The 14,360-nt window shown below is 44.1% G+C and carries 13 protein-coding genes; 10 read left to right on the top strand and 3 right to left on the bottom strand.

Annotated elements, in window-relative coordinates; genetic code table 11:
- Positions 1-36: 36 nt before the first annotated feature.
- Positions 37-1,038, bottom strand: a complete 1,002-nt coding sequence (locus B2863_RS10655) for an alpha/beta fold hydrolase (protein ID WP_296210287.1) — start codon at positions 1,036-1,038, stop codon at positions 37-39.
- Between the two features lie 567 nt (positions 1,039-1,605).
- Between B2863_RS10655 and nfuA the strand changes: the two genes are divergently transcribed.
- Both nfuA and B2863_RS10645 read left to right on the top strand, forming a co-directional pair.
- Positions 1,606-2,289 carry a Fe-S biogenesis protein NfuA gene (gene nfuA / locus B2863_RS10650; protein ID WP_057761762.1) on the top strand — a complete coding sequence of 228 codons (684 nt, stop codon included), beginning with the start codon at positions 1,606-1,608 and terminating at the stop codon, positions 2,287-2,289.
- 256 nt (positions 2,290-2,545) lie between these two features.
- The gene (locus B2863_RS10645; protein WP_296210284.1) at positions 2,546-3,868 is read left to right on the top strand and encodes an O-acetylhomoserine aminocarboxypropyltransferase/cysteine synthase family protein; all 1,323 of its coding nucleotides are present in this window, start codon (positions 2,546-2,548) and stop codon (positions 3,866-3,868) included.
- Positions 3,869-3,984: 116 nt separating this feature from the next.
- On the opposite strand, the gene B2863_RS10640 is transcribed toward B2863_RS10645, so the two are convergent.
- Both B2863_RS10640 and rsmI read right to left on the bottom strand, forming a co-directional pair.
- The gene (locus B2863_RS10640) at positions 3,985-5,004 is read right to left on the bottom strand and encodes an adenosine kinase (protein ID WP_296210281.1); all 1,020 of its coding nucleotides are present in this window, start codon (positions 5,002-5,004) and stop codon (positions 3,985-3,987) included.
- A gap of 53 nt (positions 5,005-5,057) precedes the next feature.
- Complete coding sequence (gene rsmI, locus B2863_RS10635) at positions 5,058-6,014, bottom strand: 16S rRNA (cytidine(1402)-2'-O)-methyltransferase (RefSeq protein ID WP_296210278.1); 957 nt, start codon at positions 6,012-6,014, stop codon at positions 5,058-5,060.
- A gap of 143 nt (positions 6,015-6,157) precedes the next feature.
- On the opposite strand from rsmI, the gene B2863_RS10630 reads away from it, so the two are divergent.
- From B2863_RS10630 to hisC, 8 genes are all read left to right on the top strand, one after another.
- Positions 6,158-6,643, top strand: coding sequence for a YraN family protein (locus B2863_RS10630; protein WP_296210274.1), 486 nt, complete (start codon positions 6,158-6,160; stop codon positions 6,641-6,643).
- A 267-nt stretch (positions 6,644-6,910) separates the two neighbouring features.
- The gene (locus B2863_RS10625) at positions 6,911-7,711 is read left to right on the top strand and encodes a BON domain-containing protein (protein ID WP_296210270.1); all 801 of its coding nucleotides are present in this window, start codon (positions 6,911-6,913) and stop codon (positions 7,709-7,711) included.
- A 237-nt stretch (positions 7,712-7,948) separates the two neighbouring features.
- Positions 7,949-8,944 carry an alpha/beta hydrolase gene (locus tag B2863_RS10620; protein WP_296210267.1) on the top strand — a complete coding sequence of 332 codons (996 nt, stop codon included), beginning with the start codon at positions 7,949-7,951 and terminating at the stop codon, positions 8,942-8,944.
- Positions 8,945-9,108: 164 nt separating this feature from the next.
- Positions 9,109-9,360 carry a BolA family protein gene (locus tag B2863_RS10615; protein WP_102091608.1) on the top strand — a complete coding sequence of 84 codons (252 nt, stop codon included), beginning with the start codon at positions 9,109-9,111 and terminating at the stop codon, positions 9,358-9,360.
- 111 nt (positions 9,361-9,471) lie between these two features.
- Positions 9,472-10,740 carry a UDP-N-acetylglucosamine 1-carboxyvinyltransferase gene (murA, locus tag B2863_RS10610; RefSeq protein WP_114701832.1) on the top strand — a complete coding sequence of 423 codons (1,269 nt, stop codon included), beginning with the start codon at positions 9,472-9,474 and terminating at the stop codon, positions 10,738-10,740.
- Between the two features lie 94 nt (positions 10,741-10,834).
- Positions 10,835-11,527 carry an ATP phosphoribosyltransferase gene (hisG, locus tag B2863_RS10605; protein ID WP_057761746.1) on the top strand — a complete coding sequence of 231 codons (693 nt, stop codon included), beginning with the start codon at positions 10,835-10,837 and terminating at the stop codon, positions 11,525-11,527.
- Between the two features lie 251 nt (positions 11,528-11,778).
- Positions 11,779-13,074 (top strand): histidinol dehydrogenase, encoded by a 1,296-nt coding sequence (hisD, locus tag B2863_RS10600; RefSeq protein WP_296210256.1) that lies wholly within the window; start codon positions 11,779-11,781, stop codon positions 13,072-13,074.
- A 74-nt stretch (positions 13,075-13,148) separates the two neighbouring features.
- Positions 13,149-14,282 carry a histidinol-phosphate transaminase gene (gene hisC / locus B2863_RS10595; protein ID WP_296210253.1) on the top strand — a complete coding sequence of 378 codons (1,134 nt, stop codon included), beginning with the start codon at positions 13,149-13,151 and terminating at the stop codon, positions 14,280-14,282.
- The last annotated feature ends 78 nt before the right edge of the window (positions 14,283-14,360 follow it).

The raw sequence follows: 14,360 nt of genomic DNA, 5'->3' as shown, positions 1-14,360 counted from the left end.
TTAAAACAGCGAAGGTAATCAGTATTAAAGTGGTCATTATTTATCCTGAGTTCTCGCATGCCTTTCTACCCATGCCGTTACTGTTGGCCAAATCTCTGTGGCAGCATTGCGGCTAATCATAATACGACTGTGCGTATAATCATCTAAATCGCCGTTACTGAGCGAGTACTCTCGAAAGACATTGGTTGAATTGTTAAAGCCATCAAAAAACAAACGACAGCCGCAAGTAGGGGATATGAAGGTATCGCCTTTTGCGCTAATAGAATAAACGGGAATGGTAATCTGAGCCATATGATGTCGATAGTCAATAAAGTCATCGCCAGCATTCTTTTGCTGGTAAGTGATTTCGTTTATTTCATCTGTATTCGCTCTACCTTTATCAAAATTAGCCTTTTTCAAAAAACTACTTCTAAAGTTTTTACGCAAATTCCAATCGTACCACTGGGTCATCGTATAGTAGCTTTCGTTAAAAGGGCCTACCTTGAACTGCTTAGCGGGTATAAAGCCGACCAGTCGAGTAAGTACCTTGGCGGTAAGGATTTTCGCGTAGCTGGTCGAGTCTTTTACTGCGCCAAAAGCTTGGCAGGCAAACATACTGATGCTATTGACCTTATCGATATAGCTTGGGTTTTGGACAAGAAACATGGTCAAACCAACACCGCCACCACTATGAGTGACGCAATGTAGATTATCGAGTTTTAATTCTTCAAAGAAATAACGAAAAGTCGCTTCATAGTCATAAGTGGCGACGGTCTCAAAGTTGAATTTTTCTTTCGGTAAGGAGCTATCGCCATGCCCGCGCCATTCCATGATGTAGCAGTGATGACCAAGCCCTGCAAAATATTCGGCGATTTTGAGGCAAGTTTGCTTGTCAGAAAACGTACCATGCGTCAAAAATATGTTTTGCGGTGTGATGTCAGGCAGGCTGTTTTCTGACGTGTTAGCTATCGTATCTTTGTCTGGATTATCGACTACTTTCCAAACGGCAATTTTCTCATCATCCTTAGTAGTTACTAGGTGCAACGTCCGTGTCATCATAAAATGATCCTATCCAAAAAACACATAATCTTTATACAAGTCGATATTTATACAAGACAATTAAAAGCTACCATGCTCATAACGCTAATGTATAAAATCATTCAAATTATCAATACTACGTCAAAACCAGATGACTTGCTCGGACTAGATGTGAACGGCGTGGCATATCGAAGATGCTGAGTGCGCTTGATAAATGGCATAGCTGTCTTTATATAGAGAATAACTTGACAGCCGACATAGTTATTTAGCATGTTTGTAGTTTCTCATCTAAATATAAAGTTACTTTGCCACCTGTTAGCATCATTAAAAAAACTAATGACAACCATTTACAATGGTCGCTATTCAATTCACAGTAGCGTGGTCGGAATTGATGCTTGATTCAGGTATAATGACTGCTATAGACGGATTAAACTTTATACTCATGTCGACCAATGTCATACAATAATAAATATCAATCATTGCCAGTCTGCATGCCTTATATAAATCGTAAATATTTTAAAAATCCAAATTCACGACACAGTAGCCATAATAGATATAGCGTTTGTGTCATAACGCATAGGAAACATTATGAGTGAGCAAAACCAAGCTGATAACCAACTAGACCAAACAGCTGGCTATGAATCAGCCCTAGATACCGAGCAAGTCGAAGCAAAAAGCAACATCACTATCACTGAGTCAGCTCAAGGCTACTTGGCAGATTTGTTATCTAAGCAAGATACCGATGGTATCGGTGTGCGTATCTTCGTTGAGCATCCAGGTACGCCGCGTGCGGAGTGCTGCATGGCTTATAACCAGCCGGGCGAAGAAGACAGCGCTGATTTGCGTTTTACGTATGAGAACTTCTCTGCCTTTATTGAGGCGGCGTCAGTACCTTATCTAGAAGACGCAGTCATCGACTATAATAAAGACCGTTTCGGTGGTCAGCTGACTTTCCGCGCGCCAAACTCTAAAGTACCTAAAGTAGGCGCTGATGCCAGTGTCGAAGAGCGTATCAACTATGTATTGCAGTCAGAGATTAACCCTGGCTTGGCAGCGCATGGCGGTGACGTACAGTTGCTTGAGCTGATTGATGAAGAAGGCATTGGTCTAACCGCTGTATTAAAATTTGGCGGTGGTTGCCAAGGCTGTTCAGCGGTTGATATGACTTTACGTCAAGGTGTTGAAGTGCAGCTAAAACAGCAAATTCCAGAATTGACCCAAGTGGTTGACGAGACTGACCATACTCGTACAGAGAATGCTTACTATAAATAAAATAAAAAATAGTTAAAAGCAAAGTGGCTGCTATAAAGGTAGCCATTATCTCTAATATAGATATGCCTGTTTGGTTTGCTGCTTATGAATATTTGTCATGAAGAGATGAGTATTTTGCTATTCTTTTAATAAAGAAGCTGAGTTATGATGAACTCAGCTTTTTTTATTGCTATGATTTAGCAGACAGTTTTTTAAGATGGTTTTTGAGCGATACGTCGTCAACAAATCATCTTTTATCAAAATAAAGGAATGTACTATGAGTGATGGATCAGCAGACCAGCAAGCAGCCCACCAACCAGAAACTCCTCAACGTCTTGAGACCTTAGCGATTCATGCCGGCTATAGTGTAGAGCCAACGACCAAAGCAGTCGCCGTGCCTATTTATCATACCAGTTCATATGCGTTTGATAATACTCAGCATGGTGCAGATCTGTTTGATTTAAAAGTCGCAGGCAATATCTATACTCGTATCATGAATCCGACCAACGCTGTGCTAGAAGAGCGTGTGGCTGCACTAGAAGGTGGTATCGGTGCGCTTGCCGTAGCTTCTGGTATGGCTGCCATCACTTATGCGATTCAGACCATTTGTGAAGCAGGCGACAATATCGTCGCTGTATCAACGCTATATGGCGGTACTTATAATTTATTTGCTCATGCATTGCCGCGTCAAGGTATCGAAGTGCGTTTCTTCGATCATAAAGACCCAGAAGCCATTCGTGATCTAATCGATGACAAAACTAAAATGGTGTTTGCAGAGAGTATCGGTAACCCGCTAGGTAATATCGTTGATATTCAAGCGCTCAGTGATGTCGCTCACGAATACGGTGTACCTGTCGTGATTGATAATACGGTGGCGACGCCTGCGATATGCCGTCCGTTCGAGTTCGGGGCAGATATTGTGATTCACTCATTGACCAAATATATGAGCGGAACCGGTACTTCAATCGGTGGTGCAATTGTCGATAGTGGCAAGTTTGCTTGGGGTGATTACCCTGAGCGTTTCCCACTGTTGAATACGCCAGATTATAGCTATCATGGGGTAAATTTCGTAAAAGACGTAGGCGCGCCAGCCTTTATTGCCCGTGCCCGCGTTGCGCCACTACGTAACACTGGCGCAGCACTTAGCCCGCTAAATGCCTTTGGTATCTTGCAAGGTATGGAGACGCTAAGTCTACGTATGGAGCGTCACGTGCAAAACGCACAAGCCGTCGCAGAATATCTGCGTGACCATGATAAAGTTGCTTGGGTGAAATACGCAGGTCTGTCTGACCATCCTGAGCACGAGCTTGCCAAAAAATACATGAAAGGCACGCCTTCTGCTATCTTGACCTTTGGCGTCAAAGGTGGACTAGAAGCTGGTGCGCGCTTTATCGATGCGCTGCAACTGATTACTCGTTTGGTAAACATCGGTGATGCAAAATCATTGGCCTGTCATCCAGCGACGACCACCCATCGTCAGTTAAATGAGCAAGAGCTAGAAAATGCAGGCGTTAGTACGGATATGGTAAGACTGTCGATTGGTATCGAACATATCGAAGACATCAAAGCCGATCTCGCCCAAGCATTAGCTACTGCTTAATACAAAGAGCTTATTAAATTGAGCAAACTGTTTGAACAAGTCTGAATGATATAAAAAAAGCCCATATCGATTTGATATGGGCTTTTTGTTTTGTGTCCAACAGATGTGTTTAACAATTAAGCAGAAAGTACACGCTGCGCGATATCTCGATAATCCTGCGAGGCAAGACGCGGTCCAAACTGCTGAATAACTTGTGCTGATATTTCGCTGGCAAGACGACCGCATTCTGGCAGACTATACTGCTGCGATAGCGCATATAAGAAAGCACCAGCGTAGTTATCGCCTGCGCCATTGGTGTCAATGACATCGGCCACTACTGGCGTTGCAACGTCATGGACTTCAATTTCTGCTTCGTCATTAGGCTGGTGGGCGATGACTGCACCGTTGGCACCATCAGTGACGACGGCAATTTGGCAGTATTCAAGCAGGGCACGCGCTGCTGCTTTGACTTGTTTTTTATCGGTGAATAGCTTGGCTTCTTCGCTATTACAGAATATCACTGCGACTTTGTTGCCGAGCATATTGAGCAAGCCATCTTTGGCAAATTTTACTACCGCAGGGTCAGCAAAGCTCACCGCGATTTTTGCATTATGAATGCCAGCTTGTTGACGCAATTGAGTCATTGCTGGTTGGATGCTCTCAGACATCGCTAGATAGCCTTCGATATATAGCCAATCTGCTTGCGTCAATGCGTCAAAATCAACATTGTCAGCGACAATCTCACTTGAAGTACCAAGATAGGTCTGCATGGTGCGTTCACCATCTTCGGTAACGGCAACCACACAGGAGCCAGTCACACCGCCTGCATGGATAGATTTGTCTGAGGTCGCGACACCTGCTTCGTGCAAGTCTCTGAGATAAAACGCCCCTTGATCATCATCACCAACGCGGCAAGCATAAAAAGGCTTACCGCCTAAGCTGGCAAAGGTAAACATAGTATTGGCTGCGGATCCGCCGCCTGCTTGTTTTGATGGCTCAATCTCAGCCAGTTTAAAGTAAGCCAGTAGTTGCTGCTGCTCTTCAATACCAGCCAGCGTCATATTACCTTTGGTCAGCTCGGTCTCTTCTAGTGCCGCATCTGACAGCACATATTCGTGATCCACCAACGCATTACCTATTGCCATTACATCGTACATTGCTTGTCTCTCCTCAATTCATTTATAAATGGTTATCTTTTTATTATTAAAAACTAGTCAGCTTGCAACTCTAGTAGACGCTGATAAAGCGCATTTTTCTTTACACCAGTGATATCAGAGGCCAGTGCGGCTGCTTTTTTGACTGACAAATCCTCTAGCAAACGCTGTAGCAATTTATCATGCGTACTGATATCGTCAGTATCTTTTGCCACACCGACGCCAGCGACGACCACGACTATCTCGCCGCGTTGCTGATTGTCATCTGCTTTGACAAACTCAACCAACTCGCCAAGGGTGCTCTTGTGTACCGTTTCAAACGTCTTAGTTAATTCCCGGCAAAAAGTCACCGCGCGGTCTGCACCAAATATCGTTGCCATGTCTTCTAGACTAGATACGATACGATGCGGCGCTTCATAAAAGATTAAAGTTTCGGTACGTGCGATTAGATCGCTCAGCTGTTTTTGACGACCGTGAGTTTTGGCAGGCAAGAACCCAATAAAGCTAAATCGATCAGATGGTAGCCCTGCTACTGACAATGCGCCAATTGCAGCAGAAGCCCCAACGATAGGTGATACGGTCACGCCAGCTTCATGCGCGGCTTGTACCAGTTGATAACCTGGATCGCTGACCAGAGGTGTACCCGCATCACTAATCAAGGCAACCGAATGACCTTGTTCAATCATTTCAATAATTTTAGGCGTTTGAATGGCGCTATTATGCTCGTGATAGGCCCATAGCTTATTGTGACCTTTTTGCTTTGTCGTCGTGTCATCATTTTCGATACTGCTTTTAGCAGGACGGGTCTCTGAGTCTTTTGTCTCGTCACCTTTGCTGCCTTTGGTATCGATGCCAAAATGTGACAGTAGTTTACCTGAGGTGCGGGTGTCTTCGCAGGCAATGATGGCGACCTGCTTTAAGACATCAATTGCATGCGTTGTCATGTCGGACATATTGCCAATCGGCGTGGCAACGATATAGAGACAAGCTGGCATCGCAGTAGGGGTAGACATGAAAACCTCGGGTCGTTAAAAAGACGTTAAAAAACAATAGTGCGCTAGTATGTACAGTCATTATCTATGGTTTTTCAGTCAAATAATAAGTGAGGGAACCGATAGATTGTGAGAGTAGAACGCGCAGAAGTGGCTAGTTTAGCATGTTGTGCTATGATAATTCTCAAATGTTAGTCAGACCAATCAACCTTATGCCGAACCATAAGCCCTTAATCTTAACCTCACCAAAACAGCGCCAAGGTAGTCGGTTTGAGCAGCAAGCGTGTGAGTATTTACAAGCTCAAGGGTTAAGGTTAGTCGCGCAAAATTGGCAACAGCCAAAAGTAGGTGAGTTGGATCTGGTCATGATTGAGACAGGTTCAGCATGGTCAACATTAGTATTTGTTGAAGTTCGCCAGCGCAAGTTCTCGAATTATGGCGATGCAGCACTCAGCGTGACGACAAGCAAGCAACGCAAAGTTATTAAGACAGCGCAGTCCTTTTTGCAGCAGTATCCTGAGTATGCTCATTATGACTGCCGGTTTGATGTCATTGCTTACAACACGATGAGTAAGTCAAATTCAAGAAATGAGCAGTTAGACAATCAACCAGAATGGATTCAAAATGCTTTTATAGCCAGTGCTTGGTAATAGAATAAGTAAGATAGATGCTGCCAAATGAAGCATCTAACCATATCTGACAAGTAAGGTTCGTTACTAAAAAGCTAACCGCTGATGGCCAAAATTAAGTAAAGTAGCGGTTATAGTCAAGTTCCTATAAATTAGATACAGTATTAGCTTACAGCTACGTTTAACTCGTCACTACTAGAGCGTGTTTTCTCCAAAATAAAAACACGGCCTAGATTAAGATTTGTTCAATTTATAAAATTGTCACAACCATGTTCTAAGAGGTAAATAATGACACCGATGCATTCGCGCACTGCTATTTTTGGTTCATCACGCCGTATTACGGCTGGCATTATGATTGCTGCCTGCGTTGTCAGTACAGGTTGTGCCACCAACTATCTGACCAACAGTACAGAAGGGACTTACGGCGTGCCAATGACTGAGCGCACGATTCCGCAGCGTCTGCTCGATCGTAGTATTGAACATACTGCCAAAATCAATGTATACGGGCTAAAAGAAGACCTGCAGCAAACCAGCCGTATGGGTATCGATAGCTTCAATAGCGAAGTACTGCTTACAGGTGAAGTACCAACTGAAACGCTCAAAGCAGAAGTAGAAAAAGTCGTTAGCTCTATGCCAGATGTACGCCGTGTTTATAATGAGATGGAAGTCAGTGCGTCAAAAGGGTATAGCTCAACAGTTCATGATGGTTATATCACTTCAAAGCTGCTGGCCAAAATAGCCGCTAGCGATGGTGTGAGTGCGTCACAAATTAAAGCCGTTACCAATAATGGTGTGGTCTATATTATGGGCCGTATGACACCCACTCAGCAGAGCCATTTGATTGATATCGCCAATGGCACTGTTGGGGTCACCGAGTTGGTATTGCTGACAACTGTCGTCGACGATAGAGGTGTCAAAATAAATAATGATGACATCATGTATGAGAGTAGTTTGGCCAATCCTGCAGCAGCGCCAGCTGCCCAAGATACTACTATCAGCACGGCAACGCCTATTGTCATAACGGAAGAAGAGGCCACTACTACGCAGCCGTCTTCAAGCCCTTATATTGACCTTTATCAGAACCAGTAAGCATCCTTAGTTCGCTAAGCGATAAATAGTGTTAATCACAATAAGCCTAAATAGTGATAACAGTAAAGGCACGAGAAATCTTTGACCAGTGGTTACTATATCAATAGTAAAAGGTAGCAGAGTCAGCGCATTAGCCAACGATACTAATATCAAAAATATCATTGGCTAGTGGATAACACATTATCGCTGTTAGCCTGTTACTACTGATTGATAAATAAATATAATAGGATACTGGTCATGAAGGATTCACAGGCAAATATACAACCAAATGAAGAGAAAAGCGCCATTGGTAATGTAGGCATACACAATAAACCTGTTCATAAGAAAACACGAACGTTGAGATTTGGTGGTGCGGCAATATTGGCATTGGGCAGTATCGCGTTAGCTACGCAAAACGCACAGGCACTATCACCGTTAGCTATCGTCAATGGGATTACTTCTAGTGGTGGCGTTGGGGTGAGTAAGGATATCTTATATGGCGATCAGCCTTCACAAGACTTAGATATCTATTATCCAAAACCGCTAGCACAAGCAATGAAATCTCAGAGTGCTATTAACACCAGCTATCCTATGGTGGTATTTGTCCATGGTGGTTCATGGGAGAGCGGCAATAAAGAACAATATGCCTTTGTCGGTCAGAGCTTAGCCAAAGCAGGGTATGTCACCGCAGTGATTAATTACCGTAAAGCACCTGAGCACGTCTATCCTGACTATGTCAAAGATGCAGCTCAGGCAATTGCTTGGAGTATTGAAAATGCGACCAGTCTCCATGCAGATCCGTCACGCCTAGCGGTAATGGGGCATTCTGCTGGCGCGTTTAATGCCGTTGCAGCCGTTGCCAACGAAGATTTTTTGGCGCCTTATGGTATTAAGCCAACAGATATTGCAACCGTTATCGGAATTGCGGGTCCTTATAGCTATGATTTCCGCAAGTTCAGTAGTGCAACAGCGTTTGGCCCCAATGCCACACCTGATGAGGTGATGCCAGATCGTCAGATTAAAGGAGCACAGCCACCGTATTTATTATTAACGGCGGAAAAAGACAAAATTGTACATGTGACTAATACAATCAAAATGACAGAAGCGTTTAAAAAAGCAGGCGTCACCGTTGAAACGGGCGAAATCGAGGGGGCCAGTCATGCAACCAGTATTGGTGCGATGGCACCGCCGCTGCGCTGGGTCAATGATGTGCGTGCGCAAGTATTAACCTACTTGGATAAAACGCTCAAATAGCTTATCACTATGCATATCGACGACTTTTGACCATTTAATTGATAGCCCTGTCTCAATGCTTAAACACACTTGAGTAAGACAGTACTGTAAGATATGCAAACTCTTGTTATAATGTCATCACTTTAAATCTATACCCTATTCTAAACTTTAAGGCAGACTATTTTATGAGCATGAACGCTGACGATTTGATCGCATTTTTACAGACTCACTTCCCAGACGCTTTTATTCAAGCTGCCAACCAAGGTAATAAGTTTGACGTACGCGTGGTCGATGCCAGCTTTGAAGGCAAACGCGCGGTTCAACGTCAGCAAGCAGTATATGCGTTAGTTAATGATAAGATTGCGAGTGGCGATATTCACGCACTCAATATCCAAGCGCTGACGCCTGCTGAGTGGGACGTTCAATCAAAAGGCTAATCAAATAGCTGTCTATATGACTAGATATTACTGAATCGGCCATATGCATGGTTGAAAGTTGTAGTTCTGGTTTTCATAATTTTCTATACTCATCGCTAGGTTGTCACCTTTATGGATCAATTTTTAATCACTGGTAGTAGTCGTATCGCAGGGGAAGTCACCATCTCAGGCGCCAAAAATGCCGCTTTGCCGTTACTCGCAGCTATGATATTGGCTGAGACCCCAACGACACTGCATAACGTGCCGTCACTACAAGACGTGCGAACGTTGATTGAATTGATCGGTGGCATGGGTATCAAAATCCAAAAGCAAGATGATACGGTCACTTGTGATACCAAGAGTATCGATAACTTTTATGCCCCGTATGATTTGGTCAAAACCATGCGCGCGTCAATCTTGGTACTAGGGCCGTTACTGGCACGTTTTGGCGAAGCTGAAGTCTCATTGCCAGGTGGTTGTGCGATTGGTTCGCGCCCTGTTGATCAACATCTAAAAGCGTTTGAAGCGATGGGTGCCGAAATCAGTGTAGAGAATGGCTATGTAAAAGCCCAAGCGCCAAAAGGTGGCAAGCTATTAGGCTGTAATTTCTCATTTGATATGATTACCGTTGGCGGTACTGAAAACGTCATCATGGCAGCAGCATTAGCCAAAGGCACAACTGTCTTAGGCAACTGTGCGTTAGAGCCAGAAGTAGTAGATTTGGCCAATATGTTGGTTGCAATGGGTGCCAAAATAAGCGGTATCGGTACATCAACGATGACTATCGAAGGGGTAGAACGTCTACACGGCTGTGAGTACTCAGTTGTCCCTGACCGTATCGAAACAGGCTCATACCTTGCTGGTGCCTTGATGACACGTGGCGATGTATTGACCAAAAAAACATCTGCTCTATTGTTGACGCCAGTGCTAGAGAAATTCGAAGACATGGGTGCAACTATTACGAGCGGCGATGATTGGATTCGCGCACAAATGAAAGGCCGTCCAAAGGCGGTTGATATTCGTACACAGCCACATCCTGGTTTTCCAACGGATATGCAAGCTCAGCTAATGGCGATTGCTTGCTTAGCGGATGGTACAAGTACTTTTATCGAAAACATCTTCGAAAACCGCTATATGCATGTTCCAGAGCTCAATCGTTTGGGCGCGTCTATTCAGGTTGATGGTCATACTGCGGTAGTAAGAGGTGTCGAAAACTTTACCGCAGCACCAGTGATGGCGACGGATTTACGTGCGTCTATGTCATTGGTAATGGCAGCGGCGACTGCTGAAGGCGAGAGCCTGATTGACCGTATTTACCACATCGACCGTGGTTATGAGCATGTTGAAGACAAGCTGCGTAGCTTAGGCGTGAACATCGAGCGTATTAATACCAATGCTTAATATTGATTGACTCAATATCGACTGTTACCCATATTACGTTATAAATTAAAAACTCCCCTTTCAATAGGGGACTGCACATGGACACGATGTCATTATGACTGAGACAAGCAAATCTTTACCAGCCAGCGGTTTATTAAACGAAGTAAACGATGAGTTTTCAGGTCTAACCTTGGCTTTATCAAAAGGCCGCATTTTAGAAGAGACCATGCCACTGCTACGTGCAGCTGGCGTTGATCTTTTAGAAGATCCTGAAGCCTCACGTAAACTGATTTTTCCAACCTCAAATCCAAATGTACGTGTATTGATTTTGCGTGCCAGCGACGTGCCGACCTATGTCGAACATGGCGCTGCGGACTTTGGGGTGGCAGGTAAAGATGTACTGCTTGAGCATGGTGCCAATCATGTTTATGAATTGCTCGATTTGCAGATTGCTCAGTGCAAACTAATGACTGCGGGTGTGAAAGATGCACCGCTGCCAAATCGTCGCCTGCGTATCGCGACCAAATATGTCAATGTCGCTCGTGCTTATTTTGCGAGCCAAGGTCAGCAGGTTGATGTCATCAAACTTTATGGTTCGATGGAGCTTGCGCCATTGGTCGGCTTGGGTGATTTGATTGTTGATGTAGTCGACACAGGCAATACATTGCGTGCCAATGGGCTTGAAGCACGCGATCATATTTGTGATGTTTCATCACGTCTGATTGTCAATCAGGTCAGCTATAAGCGCAAATTTGCATTACTAGAACCAATCTTAGATAGCTTTAAAAATAGTATCGCCAATGGCTAATTATCCAGTGCAAGTCATTGGTAATATAAAGCATGGTTATACAAATTTTTAAACCAGTTTAGCAGGCTATGAGTGACGTAGCGTGCTAAACTGGTTTTGTTGTCTTAGCTTGCTAAAACATAAAAACATCGTAAAAATCAGACAAGAAGACGTCGAGTAAACCGCAATACTTTTACCGTACAAACCTACTTTACTCAGTTCCAAACCGTTCATTTTTAGCACTACTTTACGCTCAGATATAGGATTAGGTCATGCGCCAGTTAAGTACCCAAGATTCCGATTTTGATAGTCAATTGACACAGTTGCTTGCCTTTGAAACAGTCAATGATGCTGAATTATTACATACCGTCGATGATATCATCGCGCAAGTACGTGCTGATGGTGATAGCGTCGTGTTGGCATTGACTCAGCAGTTTGACCAGCATCCAGCAACGTCGATGCAAGAGTTAGAGTTGTCTAAAGAAGCGCTTGCTGAAGCGTTTGCCAATCTTGATGAGAAAGTAAAGTTAGCGTTGACCACAGCAGCGACTCGGGTACAGACATTCCATGAGCGCCAAGTGCAAGAAACGTGGCAGTATGAAGACGAGCTAGGCAACCGATTGGGTCAAAAAGTCACGCCACTTGATCGCGTTGGGATTTATGTGCCTGGTGGTTTAGCTTCTTATCCTTCTTCAGTATTGATGAACGCCATTCCTGCTAAGGTAGCTGGCGTCACTGAAGTCATCATGGTCGTACCAGCGCCTAAAGGCGTGCTCAATCCGTTAGTATTGGCAGCGGCCCATCTGGCCCAAGTCGATCGCGTCTTCACTATTGGTGGCGCTCAAGCAGTAGCAGCTTTAGCTTACGGCACTGAAACGATTCCAGCCGTGGACAAAATCACAGGACCAGGCAATAAGTACGTTGCAGCTGCCAAACGCGCAGTATTTGGTCAAGTTGGTATCGATATGATTGCTGGACCTTCAGAAGTATTGGTATATGCAGAAGGCGAAGCACAGGATAGAGCGGACTGGCTAGCGATGGATCTATTGTCTCAAGCTGAACATGATCGTATTGCACAAGCTATCTTTGTGACGACTAGTGAAGAACAGCTCAACGAAGTAGCACTTGAGATAGAAAAAGCACTGGCTGAGCTGCCAAAAGCGGACATCGCGCGTGACTCCTTGCAGAACCGCGGTGCACTGATTTTGGTAAAAGATCGTAGCGAAGGTATGGCACTTATCAATCGTATCGCTCCTGAACATTTAGAGTTATCTGTTGATAATCCTGATGCACTATTGAATGATATTCGTCATGCTGGCGCTATCTTTATGGGCCGTCATACGCCTGAAGCTATTGGGGATTATTGTGCAGGGCCAAATCATGTACTGCCAACATCAGGCACTGCTCGCTTTTCTTCGCCGTTAGGTGTTTACGATTTTCAAAAGAAATCATCCATCATTTATTGTAGTGAAGCCGGCAGCAAACCTTTGGCTGAGACAGCAGATATTTTAGCGCAGCGTGAGGACTTAGAAGCCCATGCGCGTTCGGCTCGTTATCGTTATCAGTAATTGATTTTGAATTTTTAGCTTTTACTTTTGATATTTATTTTTAATAGTCTTTGTGGCTAATAGTAGGATAATTTATGAGTGAGTCAAAGATAGACACCAGACTATGGTCGTCTAAAGCGCGCAACTTGTCACCTTATGTTCCAGGTGAGCAGCCGCAACACGACAATCTATGCAAACTAAATACCAATGAAAACCCATTTCCACCCTCGCCAAAAGTAGGGGAGGCTATTGCCAAGGTTTTGGAGCAGCAAGCTGATGAACTACGTTTGTATCCTGCTCCTGAATCTAATGACCTACGTGCTGCATTGGCACAGTCATATGGCCTTGATATCAATCAAGTATTTGTCGGTAATGGTTCGGACGAAGTCTTGGCGTTAGTATTTGCGAGCTTCTTTTTAAAAGAGCGTCCGCTACTATCACCTGATATTGGTTATAGTTTCTATCCTGTATATGCGCAGACGTTCGGTGTAGAGCTTGTACAGATTCCTCTAGAAGAAGACTTTAGCATTGACCCTGATGCTTATCGTCAGCCTTGTAGCGGTATTATCATCGCCAACCCTAATGCACCAACGGGCTTGCTATTATCACTTGCTAATATTCGTAAACTTGCGAGTGAGCATTCTAATGCAGTCATTGTTATTGACGAAGCGTATATCGATTTTGCTCAGATAGATGAAAGCAATGGAGATGCTCCAGTCTCAGCGGTTAGCCTAATCAATGAGTGTGATAACGTTATCGTGACCCAAACCTTCTCAAAATCACGTTCGCTTGCTGGATTGCGCGTTGGTATGGCTTTTGGTAATGCATCATTGATTGAAGCACTGACACGGATGAAAAATAGCTTTAACAGCTATCCGCTGGATAAGTTGGCTCAAGCTGGGGCGACTGCGAGTGTGTTAGACACTGATTACTTTGAGCAGACCCGTCAGCAAGTCATTGATTTACGTATGTCGCTGACAGCAGAGTTGACTACATTGGGATATAAGGTCCTACCGTCACATGCCAACTTTGTTTTTGCTCGTCCAAAAGATGGCAATGCAAGTGCTGTCGCGAGTGCGTTACGCGAGCAAGGTATTATTGTTCGCCATTTTGATAAGCCGCGTATTGCAGAGTACTTGCGTATTACTATCGGTACAGCAGAGCAGAACAACCGTTTGATTGATGCTCTAAAAGCCTTACAAGTTGCTGCTAGCATTTCTGCTGAATAAACTTATATTGATAGCTTAATGTCGAATGTGAATAGATTAGTCCCTTTACTCATCACGTAAACCACTATCGCTAAGTCT

Source organism: Psychrobacter sp. UBA3480 (assembly GCF_002377945.1).
Taxonomy (GTDB): Bacteria; Pseudomonadota; Gammaproteobacteria; order Pseudomonadales; family Moraxellaceae; genus Psychrobacter.
The sequence above is the reverse complement of the archived record's forward strand: the minus strand, read 5'-3'. Positions and strand labels throughout refer to the sequence as shown.

What these genes read in the sequence shown, in the direction of transcription:
- nfuA (WP_057761762.1), top strand. Translation starts at nt 1,606, where the DNA reads ATGAGTGAGCAAAACCAAGCTGATAACCAACTAGACCAAACAGCTGGC.
- rsmI (WP_296210278.1), bottom strand. Translation starts at nt 6,014, where the DNA reads ATGTCTACCCCTACTGCGATGCCAGCTTGTCTCTATATCGTTGCCACG.
- B2863_RS10630 (WP_296210274.1), top strand. Translation starts at nt 6,158, where the DNA reads ATGTTGTGCTATGATAATTCTCAAATGTTAGTCAGACCAATCAACCTT.
- hisG (WP_057761746.1), top strand. Translation starts at nt 10,835, where the DNA reads ATGACTGAGACAAGCAAATCTTTACCAGCCAGCGGTTTATTAAACGAA.
- B2863_RS10640 (WP_296210281.1), bottom strand. Translation starts at nt 5,004, where the DNA reads ATGTACGATGTAATGGCAATAGGTAATGCGTTGGTGGATCACGAATAT.
- hisD (WP_296210256.1), top strand. Translation starts at nt 11,779, where the DNA reads ATGCGCCAGTTAAGTACCCAAGATTCCGATTTTGATAGTCAATTGACA.
- B2863_RS10620 (WP_296210267.1), top strand. Translation starts at nt 7,949, where the DNA reads ATGAAGGATTCACAGGCAAATATACAACCAAATGAAGAGAAAAGCGCC.
- B2863_RS10625 (WP_296210270.1), top strand. Translation starts at nt 6,911, where the DNA reads ATGACACCGATGCATTCGCGCACTGCTATTTTTGGTTCATCACGCCGT.
- B2863_RS10615 (WP_102091608.1), top strand. Translation starts at nt 9,109, where the DNA reads ATGAGCATGAACGCTGACGATTTGATCGCATTTTTACAGACTCACTTC.
- B2863_RS10655 (WP_296210287.1), bottom strand. Translation starts at nt 1,038, where the DNA reads ATGATGACACGGACGTTGCACCTAGTAACTACTAAGGATGATGAGAAA.
- B2863_RS10645 (WP_296210284.1), top strand. Translation starts at nt 2,546, where the DNA reads ATGAGTGATGGATCAGCAGACCAGCAAGCAGCCCACCAACCAGAAACT.
- murA (WP_114701832.1), top strand. Translation starts at nt 9,472, where the DNA reads ATGGATCAATTTTTAATCACTGGTAGTAGTCGTATCGCAGGGGAAGTC.
- hisC (WP_296210253.1), top strand. Translation starts at nt 13,149, where the DNA reads ATGAGTGAGTCAAAGATAGACACCAGACTATGGTCGTCTAAAGCGCGC.